The 26,965-nt window shown below is 71.3% G+C and carries 18 protein-coding genes and 1 pseudogene; 8 read left to right on the forward strand and 11 right to left on the reverse strand.

The features are described 5' to 3' along the window. Positions 1–49 precede the first annotated feature (49 nt). The gene (gene pta, locus OG410_RS28440; protein WP_329301714.1) at positions 50–2,140 is read right to left on the reverse strand and encodes a phosphate acetyltransferase; all 2,091 of its coding nucleotides are present in this window, start codon (positions 2,138–2,140) and stop codon (positions 50–52) included. Positions 2,141–2,390: 250 nt separating this feature from the next. Between pta and OG410_RS28445 the strand changes: the two genes are divergently transcribed. Beyond that, complete coding sequence (locus tag OG410_RS28445) at positions 2,391–3,416, forward strand: ATP-dependent 6-phosphofructokinase (protein WP_329301715.1); 1,026 nt, start codon at positions 2,391–2,393, stop codon at positions 3,414–3,416. A 186-nt stretch (positions 3,417–3,602) separates the two neighbouring features. Here OG410_RS28445 and OG410_RS28450 read toward each other — a convergent pair whose 3' ends face one another. The 3 genes from OG410_RS28450 to OG410_RS28460 form a co-directional block, all read right to left on the reverse strand. Further along, a complete protein-coding gene (locus tag OG410_RS28450) occupies positions 3,603–4,316 on the reverse strand; it encodes a helix-turn-helix domain-containing protein (protein ID WP_443063914.1) in 714 nt (237 codons plus the stop codon). Between the two features lie 208 nt (positions 4,317–4,524). Further along, complete coding sequence (locus OG410_RS28455) at positions 4,525–5,202, reverse strand: response regulator (RefSeq protein WP_329301716.1); 678 nt, start codon at positions 5,200–5,202, stop codon at positions 4,525–4,527. Continuing rightward, a complete protein-coding gene (locus OG410_RS28460) occupies positions 5,199–6,854 on the reverse strand; it encodes a sensor histidine kinase (RefSeq protein WP_329301717.1) in 1,656 nt (551 codons plus the stop codon). Before OG410_RS28460 ends, OG410_RS28455 begins: the two co-directional genes overlap by 4 nt. Positions 6,855–7,083: 229 nt before the next feature. Between OG410_RS28460 and OG410_RS28465 the strand changes: the two genes are divergently transcribed. Next, complete coding sequence (locus tag OG410_RS28465; protein WP_329301718.1) at positions 7,084–8,496, forward strand: cation:dicarboxylate symporter family transporter; 1,413 nt, start codon at positions 7,084–7,086, stop codon at positions 8,494–8,496. A 156-nt stretch (positions 8,497–8,652) separates the two neighbouring features. Here the strand turns inward: OG410_RS28465 and OG410_RS28470 are convergent, their stop codons facing one another. Continuing rightward, positions 8,653–9,270, reverse strand: a complete 618-nt coding sequence (locus OG410_RS28470; protein ID WP_329304279.1) for a TetR/AcrR family transcriptional regulator — start codon at positions 9,268–9,270, stop codon at positions 8,653–8,655. 179 nt (positions 9,271–9,449) lie between these two features. On the opposite strand from OG410_RS28470, the pseudogene OG410_RS28475 reads away from it, so the two are divergent. Together OG410_RS28475 and OG410_RS28480 are read left to right on the forward strand one after the other, a co-directional pair. Next, a pseudogene (locus OG410_RS28475) lies at positions 9,450–11,084 on the forward strand (MFS transporter); the annotation flags it as partial. Positions 11,085–11,531: 447 nt separating this feature from the next. Continuing rightward, positions 11,532–12,296 (forward strand): DUF2127 domain-containing protein, encoded by a 765-nt coding sequence (locus OG410_RS28480; RefSeq protein WP_329301719.1) that lies wholly within the window; start codon positions 11,532–11,534, stop codon positions 12,294–12,296. A gap of 112 nt (positions 12,297–12,408) precedes the next feature. Here OG410_RS28480 and OG410_RS28485 read toward each other — a convergent pair whose 3' ends face one another. Both OG410_RS28485 and OG410_RS28490 read right to left on the reverse strand, forming a co-directional pair. Continuing rightward, positions 12,409–13,317: an aldo/keto reductase gene (locus OG410_RS28485; RefSeq protein ID WP_329301720.1), complete on the reverse strand. Its 909-nt coding sequence runs from the start codon at positions 13,315–13,317 to the stop codon at positions 12,409–12,411. A gap of 1 nt (position 13,318) precedes the next feature. Then, entirely contained in the window at positions 13,319–14,257 is a 939-nt protein-coding gene (locus OG410_RS28490) for an NAD-dependent epimerase/dehydratase family protein (RefSeq protein WP_329301721.1), read from the reverse strand. A 111-nt stretch (positions 14,258–14,368) separates the two neighbouring features. Here OG410_RS28490 and OG410_RS28495 point away from each other — a divergent pair, with 111 nt between their 5' ends. The 4 genes from OG410_RS28495 to OG410_RS28510 all read left to right on the forward strand — a co-directional run bounded on the left by OG410_RS28495 (position 14,369) and on the right by OG410_RS28510 (position 18,185). After that, entirely contained in the window at positions 14,369–14,890 is a 522-nt protein-coding gene (locus tag OG410_RS28495; protein WP_329301722.1) for an Lrp/AsnC family transcriptional regulator, read from the forward strand. A 66-nt stretch (positions 14,891–14,956) separates the two neighbouring features. Further along, positions 14,957–15,385 carry a MerR family transcriptional regulator gene (locus OG410_RS28500; RefSeq protein WP_329301723.1) on the forward strand — a complete coding sequence of 143 codons (429 nt, stop codon included), beginning with the start codon at positions 14,957–14,959 and terminating at the stop codon, positions 15,383–15,385. A 14-nt stretch (positions 15,386–15,399) separates the two neighbouring features. After that, the gene (locus tag OG410_RS28505) at positions 15,400–15,714 is read left to right on the forward strand and encodes a thioredoxin family protein (protein WP_328458104.1); all 315 of its coding nucleotides are present in this window, start codon (positions 15,400–15,402) and stop codon (positions 15,712–15,714) included. A 143-nt stretch (positions 15,715–15,857) separates the two neighbouring features. Then, positions 15,858–18,185 (forward strand): HelD family protein, encoded by a 2,328-nt coding sequence (locus OG410_RS28510; RefSeq protein ID WP_329304280.1) that lies wholly within the window; start codon positions 15,858–15,860, stop codon positions 18,183–18,185. A gap of 57 nt (positions 18,186–18,242) precedes the next feature. Here the strand turns inward: OG410_RS28510 and glgB are convergent, their stop codons facing one another. The 4 genes from glgB to OG410_RS28530 form a co-directional block, all read right to left on the reverse strand. Beyond that, positions 18,243–20,687, reverse strand: a complete 2,445-nt coding sequence (gene glgB, locus OG410_RS28515) for a 1,4-alpha-glucan branching enzyme (RefSeq protein ID WP_329301724.1) — start codon at positions 20,685–20,687, stop codon at positions 18,243–18,245. A gap of 47 nt (positions 20,688–20,734) precedes the next feature. Beyond that, positions 20,735–22,141, reverse strand: coding sequence for a maltokinase N-terminal cap-like domain-containing protein (locus OG410_RS28520; protein ID WP_329301725.1), 1,407 nt, complete (start codon positions 22,139–22,141; stop codon positions 20,735–20,737). A 535-nt stretch (positions 22,142–22,676) separates the two neighbouring features. Beyond that, entirely contained in the window at positions 22,677–24,398 is a 1,722-nt protein-coding gene (treS, locus tag OG410_RS28525) for a maltose alpha-D-glucosyltransferase (RefSeq protein ID WP_329301726.1), read from the reverse strand. Then, entirely contained in the window at positions 24,395–26,935 is a 2,541-nt protein-coding gene (locus OG410_RS28530; RefSeq protein ID WP_329301727.1) for a maltotransferase domain-containing protein, read from the reverse strand. Before OG410_RS28530 ends, treS begins: the two co-directional genes overlap by 4 nt. Between the last annotated feature and the right edge of the window lie 30 nt (positions 26,936–26,965).

The raw sequence follows: 26,965 nt of genomic DNA on the forward strand, positions 1-26,965 counted from the left end.
GGGGCGGCGGGCTCCTTCGGCGCGGCGGCCGAGGGGGACGGGTGGGCGCTCACGGACGGGCAGCCTTCTGGTCGGGGGTCTGGGACTGGATCGCCGTGATGGCGACCGTGTTGACGATGTCCTGGACGAGCGCGCCGCGGGACAGGTCGTTGACGGGCTTGCGCAGACCCTGGAGCACCGGGCCGACGGCGATCGCGCCGGCCGAACGCTGCACGGCCTTGTAGGTGTTGTTGCCGGTGTTGAGGTCGGGGAAGATCAGCACGGACGCCTGTCCGGCGACCTTCGAGCCCGGCAGCTTGGTCGCCGCGACCGACGGCTCGACGGCGGCGTCGTACTGGATCGGCCCCTCGATCCGCAGGTCGCCCCGGCGCGCGCGCACTAGCTCGGTCGCCTCGCGCACCTTGTCGACGTCGGCGCCCGAACCCGAGGTGCCCGTGGAGTACGACAGCATCGCGATCCGCGGCTCGACACCGAACTGCCGCGCGGTGGCGGCCGAGGAGATGGCGATGTCGCAGAGCTGCTCGGCGTTCGGGTCGGGGTTCACCGCGCAGTCGCCGTAGACCAGGACCTTGTCGGCCAGGCACATGAAGAAGACGGACGAGACGATCCGTGACTCCGGCCTGGTCTTGATGATCTCGAACGCGGGCCGGATCGTCGCGGCCGTCGAGTGCACGGCCCCCGACACCATCCCGTCGGCGAGGCCCTCCTGCACCATGAGCGTGCCGAAGTAGTTCACATCGGCGACGACGTCGTAGGCCAGCTCGATCGTGACCCCCTTGTGGGCGCGCAGTTCGGCGTACTTCTCGGCGAAGGAGTCCCGCAGCGGTGACGTCTGCGGGTCGATGAGCTGGGTGCCGCTGATGTCGATGCCGAGGTCGGCGGCCTTCTTGCGGATCTGGTCGACCGGGCCCAGCAGGGTCAGATCGCACACACCCCGGCGCAGCAGCACCTCGGTGGCGTGCAGGACGCGCTCCTCGGTGCCCTCGGGCAGCACGACGCGACGCCGGTCCGAGCGGGCCTGCTCCAGGAGCTGGTGCTCGAACATCATCGGGGTGAGCCGGTCGCTGCTGGGCGCGGAGACCCGCTTCAGCAGGTCGGCGGTGTCCACATGCCGCTCGAACAGGCCGAGCGCGGTCTCCGCCTTGCGGGGCGTGGCCGCGTTCAGCTTGCCCTCCATGGCGAAGAGCGCCTCCGCGGTGGGGAAGGAGTTACCGGCCACCGAGACGACCGGGGTGCCGGGCGCGAGGCGGGCCGCGAGCGTGAGGATCTCGCTGCCGGGCCGCTCGTCCAGGGTGAGCAGGATGCCGGCTATGGGCGGGGTGCCGGCGCTGTGCGCGGCGAGCGAGCCGATCACCAGATCGGCCCGGTCCCCCGGCGTGACCACGAGGCATCCCGGGGTCAGCGCCTTCAGGAAGTTCGGCAGCATCGCTCCGCCGAAGATGAAGCCGAGCGCGTCACGGGCGAGCCCCGCGTCGTCGCCGAGGAGCACCGTGCCGCCGAGCGCGTGGGTGATCTGCGCGACCGTGGGGGCGGAGAGCGCGGGTTCGTCCGGAAGGACGTAACAGGGCACCGGGAGCCGGGAGTCGAGCCGTTCCACGATCGCCGTGCGGTCCTCGGGGGCCACCCGGTTCACCACCATGGCGAGGACGTCGCACCCGAGCCCGTCGTACGCGCGGTAGGCGTTGCGGGTCTCGGCGCGCACCGACTCGGCGCTCTGGCCCCGGCCGCCGACGACCGGGATCACGGACGCGGCGAACTCGTTGGCCAGACGGGCGTTGAGCGCCAGCTCGTCGGGCACCTGGGTGCCGGCGAAGTCGGTGCCGAGGACGAGGACGACGTCGTAGTCGCGGGAGACCCGGTGGAACCGGTCGACGAGCGTGGACACCAGCTCGTCGGTGCCCTGCTCGGCCTGGAGCGCGGACGCCTCGTGGTAGTCCATGCCGTAGACCGTCGCCGGGTCCTGCGGCAGCCGGTAGCGGGCCCGCAGCAGCTCGAAGAGCCGGTCCGGACCGTCGTGCACGAGCGGACGGAACACCCCCACCCGGTCGACCTGGCGGGTCAGCAGTTCCATGACCCCCAGTTCGACGACCTGACGGCCGTCACCTCGGTCGATCCCGGTCACGTACACGCTGCGCGTCACGCGTGCTCTCCATCCGTTTCGTCGCCAGGCGGTGTCTGGGCTCGGAAAAAGGGCCCACCAACGTGAGCAGAACCCTCTTGACAATACCTCCGGCGCTGGCTAGGACGCCCGCCAGGAGAAACGTGCCGGTCAGCCGGGGGCGGCCTCCGGGCCGCGCGGGTGGCGGCGGACGGAATCGGCGGGTCACCCCGGGCCGTGAAACAATCGAAGCGGCTCACACGAACCGGCAGGGAGCAGGAGACACAGCACGATGCGCATCGGAGTTCTCACCGCAGGCGGCGACTGCCCTGGCCTGAACGCAGTGATCCGGTCGGTCGTGCACCGAGCGGTCACCAACTTCGGGGACGAGGTCATCGGCTTCGAGGACGGCTACGCCGGGCTCCTCGACGGCCATTACCGCACCCTCGATCTCAACGCGGTCAGCGGCATCCTCGCCCGCGGCGGCACCATCCTCGGCTCCTCCCGGCTCCAGCGCGACCGGCTCCGCGAGGCCTGCGACAACGCCCAGGACATGGCGCGCGAGTTCGGTATCGACGTGCTCATCCCGATCGGCGGCGAGGGCACGCTCACGGCGGCGCGGATGCTGTCGGACGCGGGTCTGCCGGTGGTCGGCGTGCCGAAGACCATCGACAACGACATCTCCGCGACGGACCGCACCTTCGGCTTCGACACCGCCGTCGGTGTCGCCACGGAGGCCATGGACCGTCTGAAGACGACGGCCGAGTCCCACCAGCGAGTGATGGTCGTCGAGGTCATGGGCCGGCACGCGGGCTGGATCGCCCTGGAGTCCGGCATGGCGGCCGGCGCCCACGGCATCTGTCTGCCCGAGCGTCCCTTCGACCCGTCCGACCTCGTCGCGATGGTCGAGGAGCGCTTCGCGCGCGGCAAGCGGTTCGCCGTCATCTGTGTCGCCGAGGGCGCCCACCCCGCCGAGGGCACCATGGACTACGGCCACGGCGCGATCGACAAGTTCGGCCACGAGCGCTTCCAGGGCATCGGCACGGCCCTCGCGTTCGAGCTGGAGCGCCGCCTCGGCAAGGAGGCCAAGCCGGTCATCCTCGGCCACATCCAGCGCGGCGGCACGCCGACCGCGTACGACCGCGTCCTCGCCACCCGCTTCGGCTGGCACGCCGTCGAGGCCGCGCACCGCGGCGACTTCGGCAGGATGACCGCGCTGCGCGGCACGGACATCGAGATGGTGCCGCTCGCGGACGCGACCACCGAACTGAAGACCGTGCCGAAGGACCGGATGGACGAGGCGGAGTCGGTCTTCTAGGCCCCGGGACCTGGACTCCGGCCCCCGGGACCTGGACTGTCAGGGTCTCGGGACCCGGACTTCCAGGCCCAGGGACCCGGAGACGGAAGGCCGGTCCGGCGCCCGGCCGGGTGTCGGACCACGGCCCCGTCGGCGGCTTCCGCCCGGGGCCGTGGTCCCCCCATGGGTCCGGAATGGTCCGGAATGTCAGTACGAGCTCGCGCGGACAGCTGTCCAGAAATGATCGACGATCCGGTCGAGGAAGTCCTGGCCGGACTCGCCGGAGCCGGTGGTGGCCGGACCGCCGCCCCAGTTCAGTGTGGCGGCCGTCCGCCCCTGGTAGCCGGTGTGCAGCTCCTGGAGCACGACCTCCAGGACGTCACGCTCCAGCGGCACCACCTTCGCGACCGGGCGCACAGAGGCCTGCCACCGCGTCGTCACGGCGCTGCGCAGCAGGTCGGCGAGGCGGCCGTCGCGGCCCGTCACCGTGATGAAGTCGGACAGCGACAGGTCGAGTGCCTTGGCCAGCGCGGTCGACTGCCGCTCGTTCCCGCGCCAGGTGCCGGACTCCTCCATCCGTTCGTAGGCGAGGAGTTCGATCCCGACGGCATGTGCCACGTCCTCCGGGGCGAGATCACGGGCGACGCGGTGTTCGCGCAACGTGCGTGGCGCGCCTATGAGTTCACTCGCGGAACACCACAACACGCCTGCGAGAGCGGTGAGTTCGGGACTGCTCGGCGCGGCGATGCCACGCTCCCAGGCGGTGACCAGATCGGGTGTGGCGTACGGCAGCCCGTACGAGGCTCTCAGGCCGTACGCGACGTGCTCGGGCCCCATTCCGAGCGCTGCCCGCAGTCTTCGGGCGGCCGGGGCGTTGAAGGGCGGGGTGGGCTGTTGGGCTTGCGGTTGGTGCACGCGCACAAGGTATGGGCCGGGGGCAGCGGTGACTACAGTCTGTTCGGCCACAATCACAGATTGTAGGAACATACGGTTTCGGCCGCAGCCCTGAATTCGCCGTGACGTCGGGGGCGTTCCGCCCCGACAGCCGGACGAGGGCGACCGGTCCCTCCGCCGAGGGGTCTTCGACCTGCCGGCGCCGGATCGGTCCGCGGGGAGCCGGTCCGGCGGGTCAGCCCTTGATCCAGCGGTACTGGAGCTCCGGCCGTCCGACCGTCCCGTACTGCGGGGCGCGTGCCGCCCGGCCCCCCTCCACCAGGTGTTCCAGATAGCGCCGGGCCGTGATCCGGGAGATGCCGACGGCCTCGGCGGCCTTGGCCGCCGTCAGTCCGTCCGCGTGGTCCCTGAGGGTGACACTCACGCGTTCCAGGGTCGGCGCGCTCAGGCCCTTGGGCAGCGCGGCCGGGCCGGGAGCCCGCAGGGCGGCCAGCGCGCGGTCCACCTCGGCCTGGCCGCTCGCCTCGCCGGCCGCCGCGCGGAACTCCGCGTACCGGATCAGCCGGTCGCGCAGGGTGGCGAAGGTGAACGGCTTCAGCACGTACTGGACGACGCCGAGCGACACCCCCTCCCGTACGACCGCCAGGTCCCGCGCGGAGGTCACCGCGATGACGTCCGCGCGATGGCCGGCGGCGCGCAGCGAGCGCGCGAGCTGGAGGCCGTGCGTGTCCGGCAGATGCAGGTCGAGCAGCAGCAGGTCCACGGGCGTACGGTCCAGCGCGCGGCGCGCCTGCGCACCTGTGTGGACCTTGCCCACCGCCGTGAAGCCGGGCACCCGGCCGACGTACATGACGTGCGCGTCGGCGGCCACCGGATCGTCCTCGACGACGAGCACGCGGATCGGATCGCTCATGCGCCACCTCCGGGCGGAACGGTCTCGGACGGCAGGAGCGGCGCCGGGTCGGCGGGTGTGGTGGGGAGCGGCAGGCGTACCTCGAACTCCGCTCCGCCGTCCGTTCCTTCGCGCACGTTCAGCGTGCCCGCGTGCCGGCTCACCGTCTGGCGGGCCAGGGCCAGGCCGAGACCACGGCCGCCGGGGCCCGCCGGTTTCGTGGACCAGCCGCGCCGGAAGACCTGCTCGGCGTGGGCGGGGTCCACCCCGGCGCCGGTGTCGGCGACCCGCAGCACCAGGGCCGACTCCTCGGTGAACGCCGTCACCGTGACGCAGGCGCCCGCCGTCCCCTGCGCCGCGTCCATCGCGTTGTCGATCAGGTTGCCGAGCACGGTGACCAGGTCGCGCGGAGTGAGCGAGGCCGGGAGAAGTCCGTCGTCGATGCCGCTGTCCTCGGAGACCACGAGCTCCACACCGCGCTCGTTCGCCTGCGCCGCCTTGCCCAGCAGCAGCGCGGCGAGGACCGGTTCGCTGACCGCGGAGATCACCTCGTCGGTGAGCGCCTGCGCCAGCTCCAGTTCGGCGGTGGCGAAGTCGACGGCCTCCTCGGCGCGGCCCAGTTCGATGAGGGAGACCACCGTGTGCAGACGGTTCGCCGCCTCGTGCGCCTGTGAGCGCAGCGCCTGGGTGAAGCCGCGCTCCGAGTCCAGTTCTCCCGTCAGTGACTGGAGTTCGGTCACGTCGCGCAGGGTGACCACCGTGCCGCGGCGTTCGCCGCCGGACACCGGGGAGGTGTTCACCACCAGCACCCGCGTGTCCGTCAGATGGACCTCGTCCACGCGGGGCTCCGCCGACAGCAGCGCGCCCGTCAGCGGCGCGGGCAGCCCGAGTTCGGCCACCGAACGGCCCACCACGTCGTTCGTGGTGCCGAGCAGCTCCCGTCCGCCGTCGTTCATCAGCGCCACCCGGAACTGTCCGTCCAGCATCAGCAGCCCCTCGCGTACGGCGTGCAGCGCGGCCTGGTGGTAGTCGTGCATCCGGCTCAGCTCGGCCGCGTTCATGCCGTGGGTGGAGCGCCGCAGCCGGGCGTTGATGACGTACGTGCCGACGGCGCCCAGCAGCAGCGCCCCGGTCGCGACCCAGATCAGGGCCGTCACCTGGTCCTGGACGCGTTCGGTGATCGCCTCGACCTTGATGCCCGAGCTGACCAGGCCGATGGTCCGCTCGCCCTCCTTGATCGGGGTGACGGCGCGTACGGAGGCGCCGAGGCTGCCCGTGAACGTCTCCGTGAAGGAGGTGCCCCTCAGCGCCGGGCCGATGTGTCCGAGGAAGTGCTTGCCTATCTGCTTCTCCTCGGGGTGCGTCCAGCGGATGCCGCGCGGATCCATGATGGTCACGAAGTCGACGCGGGTGTCCCGCTGCACGCGCAGGGAGTACGGCTGGAGCTCTGCGGTGGGGTTCGCCGTGCCGATGGCCGCGTGGACGGACGGGGAGTCCGCGACCGAGCGCGCGACCGCCATCGCCTGACGGCCCGCGGCCTCCTCGGCCTGGCTGCGGTCGCCGACGTAGGTGAACAGCGCGTACCCGGCGACGAGGACCGCGATGAGCACGGCCTGCATGCCGAAGAGCTGGCCGGCCAGGCTGCGCGGTCGCGGGACACGGGGAAGACGCATGCCGTTCAGTGTGCCTCGCCCGGCCGCGTGCGCCTCGGGCTGTACAGGCTCGGCGTACGGGCTCGGCCGGGCGGTTCCGGTGGGGTCTGTGAACTCAATGAACGGAAGGGTGACCACCCTCACACGCCGGGAGATAGTCCCCTCAGCCCGGGAGCGAAGCCTTCCGGATCCCCGGACGTGAGCCGCACGCCGGGTCCGCCGGTCGTGAGTCGCACGCCGGATGATGCCGATGACGTCGTCAAGGAGGGCAGCCGTGGCCAGCACGCCGCAAACGGCACCTGCCGCACCCGCCGCCAAGCGGGACCGCACGCACTATCTGTACATCGCCGTGATCGGCGCCGTGGCCCTCGGGATCGCGGTGGGCCTGATCGCCCCCGACTTCGCCGTCGAGCTCAAGCCCATCGGTACGGGCTTCGTGAACCTGATCAAGATGATGATCTCCCCGATCATCTTCTGCACGATCGTGCTGGGCATCGGCTCGGTCCGCAAGGCCGCCAAGGTCGGCGCCGTCGGCGGTATCGCGCTCGGCTACTTCCTGGTCATGTCGCTGGTCGCGCTGGCCATCGGTCTGGTCGTCGGCAACATCCTGGAGCCGGGCAGCAGCCTGGCGATGACCGACGCGGTCAAGGAGGCCGGCCAGGGCCAGGTGTCGGCGGAGGCGCTGCCGCCGGTCGACTTCGTGCTCTCGATCATCCCGACCACGATGGTCTCGGCGTTCACCGAGGGCCAGGTCCTGCAGACCCTGCTCGTCGCGCTCCTGACCGGGTTCGCCCTCCAGGCCATGGGAGCGGCCGGGCAGCCGGTCCTGCGCGGGGTGGAGCACATCCAGCGGCTCGTGTTCCGGATCCTCGCCATGGTCATGTGGGCCGCCCCGCTGGGTGCCTTCGGCGCGATCGCCGCCGTCACCGGTTCCGCGGGCCTGGACGCGCTCAAGAGTCTCGCCGTGCTGATGCTCGGCTTCTACGTCACCTGTTTCCTGTTCGTCTTCATCGTGCTCGGCACGCTGCTGCGGGTGGTGACGGGCCTGAACATCCTCACGCTCTTCAAGTACCTGGGCCGCGAGTTCCTGCTGATCCTGTCCACCTCCTCCTCCGAGTCCGCCCTGCCGCGGCTCATCGCGAAGATGGAGCACCTGGGCGTCGGCAAGCCGGTCGTCGGCATCACCGTCCCGACCGGCTACTCCTTCAACCTCGACGGCACGATGATCTACATGACCATGGCCTCGCTCTACATCGCCGACGCGATGGGCACGCCCATGTCGATCGGGGAGCAGATCCCGCTCCTGCTCTTCCTCCTGGTCGCGTCCAAGGGCGCGGCCGGCGTCAGCGGGGCGGGCCTCGCCACGCTGGCCGGCGGCCTCCAGTCGCACAAGCCCGCCCTGGTGGACGGCGTCGGCCTCATCGTCGGCATCGACCGTTTCATGAGCGAGGCACGCGCGCTGACGAACTTCGCCGGCAACGCCGTGGCCACGGTCCTGATCGGAACCTGGACGAAGGAGATCGACAAGGAGCGGGTGTCCCGAGTTCTCGCCGGACAGCTTCCCTTCGACGAGAAGACCCTGCTGGACGACGCCGACGCCTCCGCCGACGTCCACGCGGACGTGCCGGAGCAGGGCGGGGAGAAGGAGCCGGCCACGGCGTAGGGCGCGTCCGAGGAGCTCCCGGGGCCTGTCCGGCACTCCCCGTCCGACAGGCCCCGGGATGCCGGGCGGCAGGGCACCCCCCCCCACAGGCCCGGCCGCCCGGTGCACGGCTGGGAACGGCCGGGTCCCCGGAGGTCCCTGACCGCCTCCGGGGACTCAGACGCTCAGCTTCGCCACCAGTTCGGTGGCGCGTGAGGCGGGTACGCCCGCCGCGGTCAGCATGGTGACCGTGGCGGAGCCGCCCGCCTCCTCCGCTGCCAGGAGACCGTCGTTCACCGCCTCCATGAGGGCGAACAGGGTCTGCTCGTGCACGTACGCCAGCGCGTTCGGAGGCAGCGGCGAGTCGAACACGCCCTGCTCCAGGCCGCGCCGGAGAATCTCCGCGCAGGCCTCGCGGACCGGCGTCAGACGTTCACGGATCCCCTGCATGGTGACGCTGCGCTGGGCGAGGGCGACCAGCAGCCGGTAGCGGTCGGCGATCTCCCAGACGGCCAGGGTCGAGCGGGCCAGTGACTCGGCCGGGTCCGCGACCCCTTCGCGGCCCGCCGCGTGCGCCGCCGCGACCGCCGCCACGGCCTCGTCGGTCAGGGTGCCGACCAGCGCCTCGCGGCTGGGGAAATGCCCGTAGACCGTGCGCCGTACGACCCCCGCCGCCCGCGCGATCTGGTCCATGGACGCGTCGGGGTCACGCAGCAGTTCGGCGAGCGCGACGTCCAGGATGCGGCGGCGGTTCACATCGGCGCGGCTCGGGTTACCCGTGGTCATGGCTGCCATTCTGCCCGCCCGCCGCCGGGCGGCCGCCTGTCCTGTGAGCACAGGGTCTCGACCTCCTTCATTTGCACAGCGTTGTGCAATCTCGTATCTTGCACAGGGTTGTGCAATTGCACTCCACTGTGCAAGTTCTGGCGCGGACGATCTCCGTGCCCGTCGACGAAGGAAGGGCGACCGTAGCCATGCGTCTCGTCATGAACGAACCGGTCGAGGGGATGGACCGGCCCTACGCCAGGCGGTGGTGGGCGCTGCTGGTGCTCTGCCTGAGCCTGCTGATCATCGTGATGGCCAACACCGCCCTCACGGTCGCGGCACCCGACATGACCCGGGACCTCGGGCTGTCCAGCGCCGACCTGCAATGGGTCATCGACGGCTACACCGTCCCGTACGCCGCCCTGATGCTGCTGCTCGGCGCCATCGGGGACAAGTACAGCCGCCGTGGCGCGCTCATTCTCGGGCTCGTCGTCTTCGGCGGCGGCGCGATCGCCGGTTCGCTCGTCGACAGCTCCACCGGGGTCATCGCGGCCCGTGCCGTCATGGGCGTCGGCGCCGCGCTGATCATGCCCGCCACGCTCTCCCTGCTCGCCGCGACCTTCCCGCGCGCCGAGCGGGCCAAGGCGATCGTCCTGTGGACCGCCACCGCCGGACTCGCCATCGCCGCCGGTCCGCTGGTCGCCGGCGCCCTGCTGGAGCGCCACGGCTGGTCGTCCACGTTCCTGATCAACGTGCCGGTCGCCGCCCTCGCCATCGTCGGTGCCCTCGTCCTCGTACCGCCGTCCAAGGCCGCGCACCACAACCGCATCGACTACGTCGGCGGGCTGCTCTCGGTCGTCTGGATCGGCTCGCTCGTCTACATGATCATCGAGGGTCCGCACTTCGGGTGGGGAGTCAAGGCCGTGACCGCCGCCGTGGTCGCGGGGGCCGGACTGGTCCTCTTCGTGCTGTGGGAGCTGCGCCACCCGCGCCCGGTCGTCGACGTACGACGCTTCGCCAACCGTCGCTTCGCCGGCTCGAACCTCGCCGTCGCCCTCTTCTTCCTGGCCGTCTTCGGCGCCTTCTACTACCTCACCCAGCACCTCCAGTTCGTCCTCGGCTACGACGCCCTGGACACCGGGGTGCGGATGCTGCCGCTCGCCGGCGCCGTCTTCGTGGGCTCGGCGCTCACCGGATACCTCACTCCGCGCATCGGCATGAAGTTCACGGTCACCGCGGGCATGGTCGGCGGCACCGTGGCGCTGGCCCTGCTCACCCGGGTGGACGCCTCCTCGGCGTACGGCGACCTCGTGCTGCCCCTCGTCATGCTCGGCCTCGCCATCGGGCTGGCGCTCTCGCCCTGCACGGACGCCATCATGGGCGCGTTCCCGGAGGCCGAACTGGGCGTCGGCGGAGCGGTCAACGACACCTCGCTGGAGCTCGGCGGCTCGCTCGGTATCGCCATCCTCGGCTCGGTGCTGGCGAGTTCGTACTCCTCGCACCTCGCCGACGCGACCGCGGGCAGCGAGCTTCCGGCGGGCGCCCTGACCACGGCGCAGGACTCGGTGGGCGCGGGGTACGCCGTGGCCCAGGGCATCGGCGACAAGGCCCGCGCGCTCGGCGAGCAGGCCGCGCAGTCCGCGAACGCGGAGCAGGCGGCCCAGTTGAAGGCTCAGGCCGGGCAACTCGCCGACGGCGCCCGGCAGATGGCGGACGCCGTCAGCTCGTCCTTCTCGGACGCGGTGGCGCACACCAGCCTCGTCGGAGCGGTGATCCTGGGCGTGGGCACGGTGCTGGTGGCGGTACTGCTCCCGCGCAAGGCCCGCACGGAGGGTGAGACCGAGGCTCCGCCCGCAGCCACAGCCACAGCCGTAGCCGCGACCGAGGTCAAGCCCGCAGCGGAAGCCGAAGCCGAGCCCGAAGCTCAGCCCGAAGCCGAAGCCCAGCCTGAAGCCGAAGCCGAAGCCGAAGCCCAGCCTGAAGCCGAAGCCGAAGCCGAAGCCCAGCCTGAAGCCGAAGCCGAAGCCGAAGCCCAGCCTGAAGCCGAAGCCGAAGCCGAAGCCCAGCCTGAAGCCGAAGCCGAAGCCGAAGCCGAAGCCGAAGCCGAAGCCCAGCCTGAAGCCGAGGCCGGGAAAGAGGGCGACTCGGCGGGTGGCGGTGGGGCCGAGGGGGCGAGTGGTGCTCCGGACGGAACCGTGACCCCCCGGGCCGCCGTCTCGTAGAACATGCATGACCGTGCCGTGCCGGACCGACCGGCGCGGCACGGCACGTTTTCGCGGAGGACACCGAGCATGAAGATCGACTGGGACCGGCGTACCTGTGCGCGCAAGGGGCACATCACCTACGCGCCGGACGACCCGCGTCTGCGGGTGCGGCTGCACGCCGAGACCGCGCTCGGCGAGGTCTGGCGGTGTCTGCGCTGCGGCGACTTCGCGCTCGGCGCCCCGCACGGCGGCGGACCGGCCGCGGAGGCGCCCCTGGTCCCGCGCGGCAAGGTGCTCCGCGACCTGTTCGTCCTGCGCTTCCTGGCCATCGAGCGGGCCGTGCGCGGGGTGTTCATCGTGCTGGTCGCGGCCGCCGTGTGGAAGTTCAGCAACAGCCAGGACGCGGTGCGCCGGCTTTTCGACGAGTACCTCGACGTCCTCAGGCCGGTCTTCCGGCACTTCCACTACGACCTCGACCACTCGCCCGTCGTCGGCACCATCCAGAAGACCTTCGGCTACAAGCACTCCACGCTGCTGCTGGTCGCGGTCCTGCTGCTGGCGTACGCGCTGATCGAGCTCGTCGAGGCGTTCGGGCTCTGGTACGCCAAGCGCTGGGCGGAGTACCTCACGGTCGTCGCCACCGCCGCCTTCCTCCCGCTGGAGATCTACGAACTCACCGAGCACATCAGCTGGTTGAAGATCGCGACGCTGGTCATGAACATCCTCGCCGTCCTCTACATCGCCCTCACCAAACGGCTGTTCGGCCTGCGCGGCGGACACAAGGCGTTCGAGGCGGAGCGGCAGAGTGCGTCGCTGCTGGAGGTGGAGGAGTCCGCCGGGGTCATGGTCTGACCATGACCCCATGACCCCATGACCCCATGACCCCATGACCCCATGACCCCATGGTCCCGGGGCCCGGACCTCGGAATCATGGGTGTCCGTCCGCCCGTCCACCCGTCAGGGCTCATGGGCCGAGGCGGGCCAGGTCCTCCGTGCTCAGGACCAGGTCCGCGGCCCCCGCGGAGTCCCGGGCGGTCCGCGGGCGACTGGCGCCGGGGATCGGGATCACCGTGGGGGACCGTCGCGAGAGCCAGGCGAGACAGACCTGCTGAGGGCTCACGCCGTGCTCCCGGGCCACCGCGTGGAAGGCCCCGAACCGCGCCCCCGAACCGTCGGCGGTCCCGTCGCCGGACGGACCGGCGGGACCGGCGGGACCGTCCAGGGAACTGCGGGAGATGCCGCCCAGCGGGCTCCAGGGCAGGAAGGCGAGCCCCAGCTCGGCGCAGAGGCGCAGTTCGGGCTCGCTGTCGCGCACCGCGGGGGAGTACTGGTTCTGCACGCAGACCAGCCGGTCGCCGAGGATCGCGTGGGCCCGGCGGATCTGGCCCGCGGTGGTGTTGGAGATGCCGGCCAGCCGGATCGTGCCCGCGTCGAGCAGGTCGCGCAGGGCGCCCACCGAGTCCTCGAACGGGACGGCGGGGTCGGGCTTGTGGAGCTGGTAGAGGCCGATCGCCTCCAGGCCCAGCCTCTTCAGAGAGGCCTCGGCCGCCGCCTTGAGATGGCGCGGGGAGCCGTTCACCGTCCAGGAGCCGTCGGCAGGTCTGCCCCGTCCGCCCTTCGTGGCCACCAGGACGTCCGCCCGGTCGCCGCCGTACGTCGCCAGGGCTCGGGCCACGAGCCGTTCGTTGTGGCCGGGTTCGTCGCCGGGCAGGTGATACGAGTCCGCCGTGTCGAGGAGCGTGACGCCCGCGTCGAGGGCCGCGTGCACCGTTGCCAGGGCCCGCGCCTCGTCCGGCCGCCCCTCGATGGACAGCGGCATCGTGCCGAGCCCCACGGCGCTCACCCGGAGTCCGCCCAGGGTGCGGTAGCGCATGTCAGTCGTCCTTTCCGAGCGTCTCGGCCACCGCGCGCGGCAGCCAGGCCCGCGCGTCGCCGAAGGAAAAACCGAGCCGGGCGGCCCGCGTGTTGTCCATGCCGTAGGAACGGCGGAAGGAGAAGGGGGAGACCTCGCCCACCTCGACGGCCTCCAGCACCGTCCGGCCGTCCGGGAGGTGCGCGCCGATCGCCTCGCACAGCTCCCGCGTGGTCAGCGCTCCGTCGGAGGCGGCGTTGACCGGGCCGGTGAAGTCCTCGCCCACCGTCCAGAACAGGAAGTCGGCGATCTCCTCGACGTGGATGTAGGTCGCCGGACGGTTCACGGCGGGCACGACGATCGTCCCGCCGGTGCGGATACGGTCGGCGTAGTGCTCCAGCCGTCCGGTGAAGTCGTCGTCCCCGCCCAGCACATGGGCGACGCGCACGGCCACGTACGGGAAGGCCGGACCGGCCGCGAAAACCGCCTCGGCCTGCCGCTTGCCCTCGCCGTAGTGGGCGTCGAGGAACTCCCTGTCGTCCCAGGGAAGGGAGAGGTCGACGGCGACCTCACGCGGGTCCACGGCGTCCTCGGCGACCGGCTCCGCCGTGTCCTCGTACTCGTACACCTCGACGGTGGACGTCATCACGTACCGGTGTGTGCGCCCCGCGAAGACCCGGCGGGCGATCTCGGCCTGCCGCGGTGTGTAGCAGACCTGGTCGACGACGACGTCGAAGACCCGAGAGCCCAGCGACTCCTCCAGGGCCTTCTCGTCGTCGCGGTCGGCGACCAGATGCACCGTCCCGGCGGGCGGCGCGGACGACCCGCGGTTGATGACGGTGACCCGGTCTCCCGCCGCCGTCAGCCGGGCTATGAGACGTTTTCCGAAATACCGGTTTCCGCCGATGACGCAGATCTCCCGCACGTCGCCCTCCCCTGTTTCCGCGCACCCGTGCCCCATGCACCCGTGCGTCCCGCTCCATGCGCCTCGCACCGATCTCCGGGCGTCCACGGCGCTTCGGCCTGCGGTCATAATTCTCCCGTCGCAGGGGTCAGTTCCGAAGGGGGAGACATGGGAGATCCGGCTGTCGCACCGAAGGAAACACGGCATCCGCGCGTTGTCTCCGGCGAAACGGTGGTGGGCTTCGACGCGCTCGACCGGCAGATTCTGGAACTGCTCCAGAGCGAGGGCCGCATCAAGCTCAGCGAGCTGGGCCGCCGCGTCCGGCTGAGCCCGGCCGCGGTCGCGGAGCGGGTGCGCCGGCTGGAGGCGACCGGGGCGATCACCGGATACGGCGCCCAGGTGTCGGCGTCCCGCCTCGGCTACGGCATCCAGGCCTTCATCCGCGTCGATCCGCACGGCGGCTACACCCTCAGGCATCCCCGGACGCTGGAACTGCTGGCCCGGCCCGAGGTCACCGAGGCCCACCACGTCGTCGGCGAGGACTGCTGGATCCTCAAGGTCGCCGTCGAGGACACGATCCACCTGGAGGACGTCCTGGAACAGACCTCCGCGCTCGGGCGGACGACGACCTCGATCGTGCTGTCGTCCCCGGTGGACCGCAAACCCCTGCTCCCGCGTACCTCACGCTGACCCGCGCAGGGGCCGCCCCCGGGGACGCTTGCCTTGACGTCGGCGTCAAGGACTACCGTCGGGGTCATGCGAATCGGCGAGCTGGCCGCACGGGCCGGGACGACCACGCGGACCCTGCGCTACTACGAGTCGCGGGGGCTGCTGCCCGCGACTCGGGGCGAGAACGGGTACCGGACGTACGACGAGCACGATCTGCGGCTGCTCCGCCAGATCAGGACCCTTCAGGACTTCGGGTTCGACCTGGAGGAGACACGGCCGTTCGTGGAGTGTCTGCGGGCCGGGCACCCCGAGGGCGACTCGTGCCCGGCGTCGTTGGACGTCTACCGGCGCAAGCTCGGCGAGCTCGACGCGCTGATCGACGAGCTGAGGTCGGTGCGCGCGCAGGTCGGCGAGCAGCTCGCGCGGGCGGAGCGGGCCCGTGACGAATTGGCGGCCGACGCGGAGGTTCCGGGCGGTCCGGAACCCGTATGCGAACTGGGAGGGCGGACGCGATGATCAGGGCGGCAGGCGTGGCCGAGGTGACGGACGCGGACTTCGGGGCGGAGGTGATCGGCTCGGATCTGCCCGTGCTGGTGGAGTTCACGGCCGACTGGTGTCCGCCGTGCCGGCAGATGGGGCCGGTGCTCAGCGAGCTGGCCTTCGAGGAGGGCGACCGGTTCAAGGTGGTCCAGCTCGACGTCGACACCAATCCGGAGACGACGCTGGCGTACGGCGTGCTGTCGATGCCGACGTTCATGGTTTTCCGGGGCGGTGAGCCCGTGAAGTCGATGGTGGGGGCCCGGGCCAAGCGACGGCTTCTCCAGGAGCTGGCCGACGTGCTCTGATCCCACCAGGCACACAGCCCGGCGGACAACCCGGCACACAAAAAATCCCCTGGGCAATTGCGCCCGGGGGATTTCGCTGCGTATATTCAATGATTCGCGACTTCGAGGAATCAAGTCGTGAAGAAGTTCAGTAGGCGCAGTATATCCGGGCGGGAGCGGAATTGTCAAACAAGGGATCTCACACAGAATTCCCCGACGATGAACTGCGAAGTGAGCAGGAATTCATCGACGGGTTGTACGCGCGTGTCGACGCCCTGCGCGGTGTCACCGAGGCCTCCGTCGGGGACGCGCTCGCCCAGGGCAACACGCCCATGCAGGCCCGGCTCGAACGGGACGTCCTGGTCGCCGAACGCTCGGGACTGCTGGCCGCGCTGAACGCCGTGGACGGTTCGCTCTGCTTCGGCCGCATCGACCTGGCCCCGGTGGAGTCCCCCGGGGAAGGGGCGCCCCCCGCCGGCGTCACCCATCACATCGGCCGCATCGGCATCCGCGCCGACGACATCGAGCGCACGCCGATCCTCATCGACTGGCGGGCCCCGGTCGCCCGCCCCTTCTACCTGGCCACCGGGCACACCCCGATGGGCCTGCGCCGCCGCCGGCACATCGGCACCGCGGGCCGGCACGTCACCGACCTGCACGACGAGATCCTCGACCTCGGCGACCGGGAACGCACCGGCCACGAGGACCCGACCGGTGACGCCGTGCTGCTCGCCGCGCTCAACTCGGCCCGCACCGGCCGGATGAGCGACATCGTGCAGACCATCCAGGCCGAGCAGGACCGGATCATCCGCGCGCCGCACCGGGGCATCATGGTCGTCGAGGGCGGCCCCGGCACCGGCAAGACCGCCGTGGCCCTGCACCGCGCCGCGTATCTGCTGTACGAACACCGGGAACTGCTCGCCAAACGGGCCGTCCTGATCGTCGGCCCGAACCCGGCCTTCCTCGGCTACATCGGCGAGGTGCTGCCCTCGCTCGGCGAGACCGGAGTGCTGCTCTCGACCGTCGGCGAACTCTTCCCCGGCGTCCACGCGACCGCCGCGGACACACCGGAGGCGGCCGCCGTGAAGGGCCGCGCCGGGATGGCCGACGTCCTCGCCGGAGTCGTCCTCGACCGCCAGGCCCTGCCCGACCCCGTGATCGCCATCGAGCACGACCGGGACGTCCTCATGCTCGACGCGGGCCTCGTCCAGGTCGCCCGGGAACGCGCCCGCGCGGTCGGCCTGCCCCACAACGTGGCCCGCGAGCACTTCGAGGGCCACATCCTCAACACGCTCACCGACATGCTCGCCGAACGCATCGGCACGGACCCCTTCGACGGCTCCAACCTCCTCGACCCGAGCGACATCACCCAGATCCGCGACGAACTCGCCGAGAACCCGGAGGTCTGGTCGGCCGTCGATCAGCTGTGGCCGAGACTGACCCCGCAGCGCCTGGTGGCCGACTTCCTGGCCGACCCGTACGGCCATGTCCCGGACGAGGACGCGGCGGCGATCCACCGCCCGCTGACCCGCCCCGTCGACTGGACCGCCGGGGACGTCCCCCTCCTCGACGAGGCCGCCGAACTCCTCGGCGAGGACGACCGGGTCGCACGGGCGCTGGCCGACCAGGAACGCCGTACCCAGATCGCCTACGCGCAGGGCGTGCTGGACGTCTCCTACGCCTCGCGGACCTACGAGTTCGAGGACAAGGACGAGGAGGACTCCGAGATCCTGTCCGCGCACAACATCATCGACGCCGAGCGGATGGCGGAACGGCACGAGGAGGACGACCACCGCAGCGCCGCGGAGCGGGCAGCCGCCGACCGGACGTGGGCCTTCGGCCACATCATCGTGGACGAGGCGCAGGAACTGTCGCCGATGGCGTGGCGGCTGCTGATGCGCCGCAGCCCCACGCGGTCGATGACACTCGTCGGCGATCCCGCGCAGACCGCGGAGGCGGCGGGGGTCGGATCGTGGGACGAGATCCTCTCCCCGTACGTGGAGGACCGCTGGGAGCACACCCGGCTCGGCGTCAACTACCGCACCCCGTCCGAGATCATGGACGTCGCCGCCGGTGTGGTGCGGGCCGAACGCCCCGGTTTCGAGCCGCCGCGCTCCGTCCGGTCCACCGGGGTACGGCCCTGGGCGCGCGAGGCCGGGGACGACCTGCCCGGCGCGGTCGCCAAGGCCGTCGCCGAGCTGACCCCGGCCGAGGGCCGGCTCGCGGTGATCGCGCCGCGGGCCCTGCACGCCGCGCTCGCCGGCCGGCTGGACGGGGTGACGGCGGGCCAGGAGCCCGACCTCACCTGCACGGTCGTGCTTCTCGACCCCCGGCAGGCCAAGGGGCTGGAGTTCGACTCCGTCCTGGTGGTCGAACCCGCGTCGTACGGGACGAGCGACCTGTACGTGGCACTGACCCGGGCCACCCAGACGCTGGGCGTGCTGTACACCGGCGAACTGCCCGCGTCGCTGCGCGGCACCGGCCTGGAGTGACGCCCCCGCCCGGTCCCCGGCGGAGTGCCGCCGGGGACCGGGCGCGCGGGAGCGCCGCTATGCGGGCCGCAGCCACACCGTCGCGAGGGGCGGCAGCGTCAGCCGGATGCTGGCCGCGCGCCCGTGCCAGGGCGTGGATTCCGGTTTGACGGGGTCGGGGTTGGTGATGTCGCCGCCGCCGTAGCGGGCGGTGTCGGTGTTGAGGATCTCGTGCCAGGCCGGGATGTCCTCGGGGACGCCGAGGCGGTAGCCGTGGCGGACGGCGGGGGAGAAGTGGGAGACGGCGAGGAGCGGTGTGCCGTCGGCGGCGTGGCGCAGGAAGGCGAAGACGTTGTCGTCGGCGGAGTCACCGGTGATCCAGGCGAAGCCGGACGGGTCGGTGTCGCGTTCCCACAGCGCGGGTTCGCCGCGGTAGCGGGCGTTGAGGTCGCGGACGAGGTCCCGCACACCACGGTGGTCCGGTTCGGCGCCGTAGGCGGGGTCCAGCAGCCACCAGTCGGGGCCGTGGGCCTCGGACCACTCGGCGCCCTGGGCGAACTCCTGCCCCATGAAGAGGAGTTGCTTGCCGGGGTGGGCCCACATGAAGGCGAGGTAGGCGCGGAGGTTGGCGCGCTGCTGCCACCAGTCGCCGGGCATCTTGGAGACGAGCGAGCGTTTGCCGTGCACGACCTCGTCGTGGGAGATCGGCAGGACGTAGTTCTCGCTGTAGGCGTACACCATCGAGAAGGTCATCTCGTCGTGGTGGTACTTGCGGTGCACCGGGTCGTGGGACACGTAGTCCAGCGAGTCGTGCATCCACCCCATGTTCCACTTCAGCCCGAACCCCAGACCGCCGAAGCCTCCGGGACCGGTGTGGTGGGTGGCCCGGGTGACGCCGTCCCAGGCGGTGGACTCCTCGGCGACGGTGACCACGCCGGGGTTACGGCGGTAGACGGTGGCGTTCATCTCCTGGAGGAAGGCCACCGCGTCCAGGTTCTCGCGGCCGCCGTGCTCGTTGGGGACCCACTGGCCGGGTTCGCGGGAGTAGTCGAGGTAGAGCATGGAGGCCACGGCGTCGACGCGCAGGCCGTCGATGTGGAACTCCTCGCACCAGTAGGTGGCGTTGGCGACGAGGAAGTTGCGGACCTCACGGCGGCCGTAGTCGAACTCCAGGGTGCCCCAGTCGGGATGGTCCGCCCGGAGCGGGTCGGCGTGCTCGTAGAGCGGGCGGCCGTCGAACTCGGCGAGGGCCCATTCGTCGCGCGGGAAGTGGGCGGGGACCCAGTCCATGAGGACGCCGACACCGGCGCGGTGCAGGGCGTCGACGAGGTACTTGAAGTCGTCGGGGGTGCCCAGGCGCGCGGTGGGCGCGTAGAACCCGGTGACCTGGTAGCCCCAGGAACCGCCGAAGGGATGCTCGGCGACGGGCATCAGCTCGACATGCGTGAAGCCGAGGTCCGTGACGTAGGCGGGGAGCTGATCGGCGAGCTGACGATAGGTCAGACCCGGTCGCCAGGACGGCAGATGCACCTCGTACACCGAGAACGGCGCCTCGTGGACCGGCCGGTCGGCCCGCCTCGCCATCCACTCCGCGTCGTGCCACTCGTGGTGGGACGCGTGGACGACCGACGACGTGGCGGGCGGTGCCTCGGTGCGGCGGGCCATCGGGTCCGCGCGCAGGGTGCGCGAGCCGTCCGGGCGGGCGATGTCGAACTTGTACAGCTCGCCCTCGCCGATCGCCGGAACGAACAGCTCCCACACCCCGGACGAGCCCAGCGACCGCATCGGATGTCCCGTGCCGTCCCAGAAGTTGAAGCCGCCGGCCAGCCGCACACCACGCGCGTTCGGGGCCCACACCGTGAACCGCGTTCCGGCGACACCCTGATGATCCATCGGCTCGGCGCCGAGCGCCCGCCACAGCTCCTCGTGCCGGCCCTCACCGAGCAGATGCAGGTCCAGCTCGCCGAGCGCCGGCAGGAACCGGTACGCGTCCTCGGTCTCCAGCACCGTCCCCTCGTAGGCCACGAGCAGCCGGTACGCGTCCGGGACCGTGCGCAGCGGCAGCAGTCCCGAGAAGAAGCCGTCCCCGTCGTCGCGCAGTTCCGCGCGCAGTTCGTCCGTGACGACGGTGACCCCGAGCGCGTACGGGCGAAAGGCCCGGAACGCGACGCCGTCGGGCACCGGATGGGCACCCAGCACTCCGTGCGGGTCGTGGTGCGTGCCGTCGAGCAGCCGCTGACGGTCCGCCGGGCCGACTCCGGCTCCGGTTCCGGTGGGACGCGTCGCGCCGGCGGGGTCACCGCTCCCGGCCGGGACGGGACCGGCCGGGTCCTGGACCCCGACCGCCTTTTCGTCCGTCGCCCTCTCGTCGGCAACCCTCTCGTCGGCCGGCGTCTCGTCCGTCGTCCTCCCGGCCGTCGGCAGCTCGGCGGGCTTCTTGTCCTCGGGCGCCGGTTTCTTCGCGCTGGTCCTCTTCGCGCTGGTCTTCTTCGGAGTGTCGTCGGGCCGGGGGCGGGGCGTCACGGGCAGGGCCTCCTCGGGCGGGTGAGCTGGGGCGGGGCACAGGGGGTTCAGGGAGACGAGGCCAGCCGCCGTACCGCCGCCAGCGGAACCGGCAGCCAGTCCGGGCGGTGCCGGGCCTCGTACACGACCTCGTACACGGCCTTGTCCGTCTCGAAGGCACGCAGCAGTACGGGATCCGTGCGCGGGTCGAGGCCGCTGACCTCGGCGTATCCGGTGCAGTAGGCGGCCCGGCAGGTGTCGGCCCAGCCGGACTCCGGTGGTGTCCCTGAGGCACCGGGCGCCTGGGGCACGGAGTGGGCCGCGTAGTCGAAGGAGCGGAGCATGCCCGCGATGTCGCGTGCCGGGGGCTGGGGCATACGGCGCTCGGCGAGCGGTTTCGACGGTTCGCCCTCGAAGTCGATGAGCGACCACTCCCCGTCCGGGGAGCGCAGACACTGGCCGAGATGCAGATCGCCGTGGATGCGCTGGGCCGTCCACGTGTGACCCTCGGCGGACAGATCCGCCAGCGCCTCGAACGCGGTCCGCAGACCGGGTGCGTGGGGCCGTAACACGGGCACCGCCTGCGCGGCGGCGTCCAGCCGCTCGGCCATCGCGTCGACCAGCGGCCTCACCTGGGCGTGGCCCAGGGACACCACGGGCAGCGCGCGGGCCAGTGCCGTGTGCACCTCGGCGGTGGCGCGCCCCAGTGCCCGCGCCTCGGCGACGAAGTCCTCGCCCTTGGCGAGCTCGCGCAGCGCCAGCTCCCAGCCGTCCGAGGCGCCCTGCACGAACGGCTGGAGCACGCCCAGGACATACGACTGCCCGGACAGTTCGGCCCGCAGCCAGGCGGTGGGGGCCGGAACCCGGGCGCAGCCCTCGCGGGCCAGGGCCAGCGGCAGTTCGAGGTCGGGGTTGACCCCGGGAACGACCCGGCGCAGCAGCTTGAGGATGAACGTGTCCCCGTAGACCACGGACGAGTTGGACTGCTCGGCGGTCATCATCCGCGGTACGAGACCGGGCCGTATCTCCTGCCCGGTGTCCCGCTCGAAACGCAGTCCGCCGATGCGGGCCCGGGAGCGCAGGGCTTCCAGGAGCACATCGGCGGGCTGGGGGTCGTAGAGGGCCTCGTACACGGTGTGTCCGGAGAGCGGTCCCTCGCTCAGGTGTCCGATCAGCGCGGGCGCAAGCCGGGGCGGCAGCGCCTCGCGTACGCCTATCAGTAACTGGTAGCAGTCGCCGGGGACGGCCGGGGCACCCGGCACGGGCGGCTGGTGGGCGCGCACCAGCAGGTGGTGGAGGCCGAGCGGGCCGTTCGCCGGGAGCAACTCGGTGGCGGTGACCAGCGAGAGGCCGGTGACGGGCCGTCCCTTGCCGGCGAACCAGCGCTGCCGCGGCAGCCAGGTGCGCAGCAGCGGATCGAGGGACGCCAGAAGGCCGGGACCTGTGGGTGCGGTGCGTGTGACGGCTTCCGACATGGGTCGCGTCCTTTCCCCGGGGGCGGGGTGTTCCTGCATGCGTGCCCCGGGCGCAGCCGTGGAAACCGCCCCGCCCCGGGGCCTTTTCGGTCGAACGGGTCCAGGAGATTTCCCGCTGACACGGCACAAGGGTGTCCAATTCCGGTGTGTGACACCAGACCTGGACACCCCTGCGACGTTCACTCCCGCCCGCGCGTGCCGCGTGGGACCGGAGTGCGCGTCCGGGTCAGCCGGTGGTGTGGGCGAAGGCGAGGCTGATGCCGTGCGCGGTGTCCTTGGAGAGGGTGTGTCGCCCGCCTTCTTGGGCGTGAGCCAGAGCTCGTACTCCGCGGAGTCGCCTTGGTGCTGCTGGTCGGCCGACAGGCCGACGGCGGCGGTGACCAGCGGATCGACACCACCGGTGTTCTGCGCCGTGAACCCGCCGCCCATCTTGGCGCCGGTCCCGGTGAATGGGAGTCGGAGGCGGGGTCTGAACCGTCGCTGTCCGGAACCCGGTTGGGCTCCGGACAGCGTTCTGGACGGTTGCCGCGGCCCGCTAGGCGGCTTCCTTCCGGAGACGGAACCAGTAGAAGCCGTGACCGGCGAGGGTGAGCAGGTAGGGCAGTTCGCCGATGGCGGGGAACCGTACGCCGCCGATCAGCTCGACCGGGTGTCTGCCGTTGAACTCGCGCAGGTCGAGCTCGGTGGGCTGGGCGAAGCGCGAGAAGTTGTGCACACACAGCACCAGGTCGTCGTCCTCCTCGCCCTCGGCCGAGGGCGCTTCGCGCAGGAAGGCGAGGACGGCGGGGTTGGAGGAGGGGAGTTCGGTGTAGGAGCCGAGTCCGAAGGCCTTGTTCTGTTTGCGGATCTCGATCATGCGGCGGGTCCAGTGGAGCAGCGAGGAGGGCGACGACATGGACGCCTCGACGTTGGTGACCTGGTAGCCGTAGACGGGGTCCATGATCGTGGGGAGGAAGAGGCGGCCGGGGTCGCTGGAGGAGAAGCCGGCGTTGCGGTCGGGGGTCCACTGCATGGGGGTGCGCACCGCGTCGCGGTCGCCGAGCCAGATGTTGTCGCCCATGCCGATCTCGTCGCCGTAGTAGAGGATCGGGCTGCCGGGCAGGGACAGGAGCAGGGCGGTGAAGAGTTCGATCTGGTTGCGGTCGTTGTCCAGGAGGGGGGCGAGGCGGCGGCGGATGCCGATGTTGGCGCGCATACGCGGGTCTTTCGCGTATTCGGCGTACATGTAGTCGCGTTCCTCGTCGGTGACCATTTCGAGGGTGAGCTCGTCGTGGTTGCGCAGGAAGATGCCCCATTGGCAGTTGCCGGGGATGGCAGGGGTCTTGGCGAGGATTTCGGAGACGGGGTAGCGGGACTCGCGGCGGACGGCCATGAAGATGCGGGGCATGACGGGGAAGTGGAAGGCCATGTGGCACTCGTCGCCGCCGGAGGGGAAGTCGCCGAAGTAGTCGACGACGTCCTCGGGCCACTGGTTCGCCTCGGCCAGCAGCACCGTGTCCGGATAGTGCGTGTCGATCTCCTTGCGCACCCGCTTGAGGAACTCGTGGGTGGCAGGAAGGTTTTCGCAGTTCGTCCCCTCGACCTGGTACAGATACGGCACCGCGTCCAGCCGGAACCCGTCGATCCCCAGGTCCAGCCAGAACCGCAGCGCGGAGACGATCTCCTCCTGGACGGCCGGGTTCTCGTAGTTGAGGTCGGGCTGGTGGGAGAAGAAGCGGTGCCAGTAGTACTGCTTGCGGACCGGGTCGAAGGTCCAGTTGGAGGCCTCGGTGTCGACGAAGATGATCCGGGCGTCCTGGTACTGCTTGTCGTCGTCGGCCCAGACGTAGTAGTCGCCGTAGGGTCCGTCGGGGTGGGCGCGGGACTCCTGGAACCACGGGTGCTGGTCGCTGGTGTGGTTCATGACGAAGTCGATGATGACGCGCATGCCGCGCTGGTGGGCGGCGTCGACGAACTCGACGAAGTCGGCGAGGTCGCCGAACTCGGGCAGGACGGCGGTGTAGTCCGAGACGTCGTAGCCGCCGTCGCGCAGGGGGGACTTGAAGAACGGGGGCAGCCACAGGCAGTCGACCCCCAGCCATTGCAGGTAGTCGAGTTTGGCGGTCAGGCCCTTGAGGTCGCCGACGCCGTCGCCGTTGCTGTCCTGGAAGGAGCGGACCAGGACCTCGTAGAAGACGGCGCGTTTGAACCACTCGGGATCGCGGTCCTTGGCCGGGGTGTCCTCGAACGTATCCGGGACGGGCTCATTGACGATCATGTGGTGGGTGACCCTCCGATCAACGGTGAGGACGGTCGCAGGACGGTGAGGATGTGCGCGGGCCGGTCACCCGGCTCCAGGCGCACATAGTTGGTCCTGCCCCAGTTGTAGGTCTCGCCGGTGAGCTCGTCGCGCACCGGCACCGACTCGTGCCATTCCAGGCCGAGTTGCGGCATGTCCAACGAGACCGTGGCCTCCTGGGTGTGGTGGGGGTCGAGGTTGACCACCACCACAACCGTGTTCGAACCGTGGGCGTCCGTGACGGACCTCGAGTAGGCGATCACCGCCTCCTGGTCGGCGTGGTGGAAGTGCAGGTCACGCAGCCGGTGCAGGGCGGGACTGCGCCGCCTGATCGCGTTGAGCTCCCTCACCAGCGGCGCGATGCTCAGACCTGCGCGCTCGGCGGCTTGCCAGTCGCGGGGGCGGAGCTGGTACTTCTCGGAGTGGAGGTATTCCTCGCCGCCCTGGCGCAGGGGGGTGTTCTCGCAGAGTTCGTAGCCGCTGTAGATGCCCCAGGTGGGGGAGAGGGTGGCGGCGAGGACGGCGCGCAGCGCGAAGGCGGGGCGGCCGCCGGTCTGCAGGAACTCGTGCAGGATGTCGGGGGTGTTGACGAAGAGGTTGGGCCGCATGCGGGCGGCCGAGTCGCCGGAGAGTTCGGTGAGGTACTCCGTCAGCTCCTGTTTGGTGTTGCGCCAGGTGAAGTAGGTGTACGACTGCTGGAAGCCGACCTCGGCCAGGGTCCGCATCATCGCGGGGCGGGTGAAGGCCTCGGCCAGGAAGATCACGTCGGGGTCGGTCGCGTTGATGTCCGCGATCACCTGTTCCCAGAACACGACGGGTTTGGTGTGCGGGTTGTCGACGCGGAAGATCCGCACCCCGTGGTCCATCCAGTGCCGCAGGACGCGCACGGTCTCGGCGACCAGGCCGGGCGTGTCCCGGTCGAAGGCGATCGGGTAGATGTCCTGGTACTTCTTGGGCGGGTTCTCCGCGTGGGCGATGGTGTTGTCGGGGCGGTGGTGGAACCACTCCGGGTGCTTCTCCACCCAGGGGTGGTCCGGGGAGCACTGCAGGGCGAAGTCGAGCGCGATCTCCAGGCCCAGGGAGCCGGCCCGGCGGACGAAGGCGTCGAAGTCGTCCAGGGTGCCCAGGTCGGGGTGGATCGCGTCGTGGCCGCCCTCGGGGGAGCCGATGGCCCAGGGCACCCCGACGTCCTGGGGCCCCGCGGACAGTGTGTTGTCGGGGCCCTTGCGGTAGGTGGCGCCGATCGGATGGACGGGCGGGAGGTAGACGACGTCGAAGCCCATCTCCGCGATCGCGGGCAGCCGTTCGGCGGCCGTCACGAACGTGCCGTGCACCGGCGGATCGACCTGCCCGCCCTCGGAACGCGGGAAGAACTCGTACCACGCCCCGTACAGCGCCCGCTCCCGCTCCACCAGCAGCGGCAACGCCTCGGACGACGTCACCAGATCGCGCAGCGGATGCTCCGCGAGGACGGCGTCCACCTGCGGGGTGAGCGCGGCGGCGAGACGGGAGGCCACGGAACGAGTGGTGTCGCGCAGCGCGTCCACGGCTTCGAGGAGCGTGTCCCTGCTCTTTCTTCCCGTGGTCCCCTTCGGCAGGGCGGTGACCGCCCGCTCGTACAGCAGCGCGCCCTCCTCCAGCACCAGCTCGGTGTCCAGTCCGGCCGGGATCTTGATCCCCGCGTGACGCCGCCAGGTGGTGACCGGGTCCCCCCACGCCTCCACCGTGTACGTCCAGGCGCCCTCCGTGCCGGCGCTCACCCGGGCACCCCAGCGGTCGGTGCCCGGGGCCAGTTCGCGCATCGGCGTCCACGGGCCGGGGCGGCCGTCCGGGCCGCGCAGGACGACATTCGCGGCGACGGCGTCATGCCCCTCGCGGAAGACCGTGGCCGACACCTCGAACTCCTCGCCCACCACCGCCTTGGCCGGACGGCGCCCCTGCTGCACGACCGGGCGGACATCGAGGACGGGGATGCGTCCGACGGCCGTCGCCGGGGTGACGGCCGGGGCGAGGTGAGTGTCGGGGGTGTCGGAGGTACGGGTGGCGGGGACGGCGGCCTTGCCCGCCTTCGGGGCGGCCTTGACCTCCCTCGGAGTGACCTTGCCCGTCTTCGGTGCGGTCTTGACCTCCTTCGACGCGGTCTTCCCCGTCTTGGGAACGGCGGGCTTGGCCGCTTTCGGAACGGACGACTTGGCCGTCCTGGGAGCGGACTTGGCCGTCCTGGACTTGGGGGCGGTACCGCGACGGGCGGACGTTCCCGGAGCCGACGCGTCGGGGGACGACGTCTGCGGGGCGGTGGCGGGTGCCCCGGCGGAGGTAGCGGTGTCCGGGGCGACGGCGCCGTCGGTGGAGTCGGCGTTCGTGGGGCGCGCGCCGGGGGCGGACGCGCCGGCGGCCGACGGTTTCTCGGGTGTGGTGGGTGCGGCGGGTGTACGGGGCCCGTCCTCGGCCGCGCGTGTTCGGGGGGTTTCGGGGGTGGCTGTCGGGGGTGGCGACGTGTGGTGCGTGGCGGGCATGACCGCTCCTGTCCGCGTCAACGTGGGTGG

It is taken from the genome of Streptomyces sp. NBC_00659 (assembly GCF_036226925.1).
Lineage (GTDB): Bacteria > Actinomycetota > Actinomycetes > Streptomycetales > Streptomycetaceae > Streptomyces.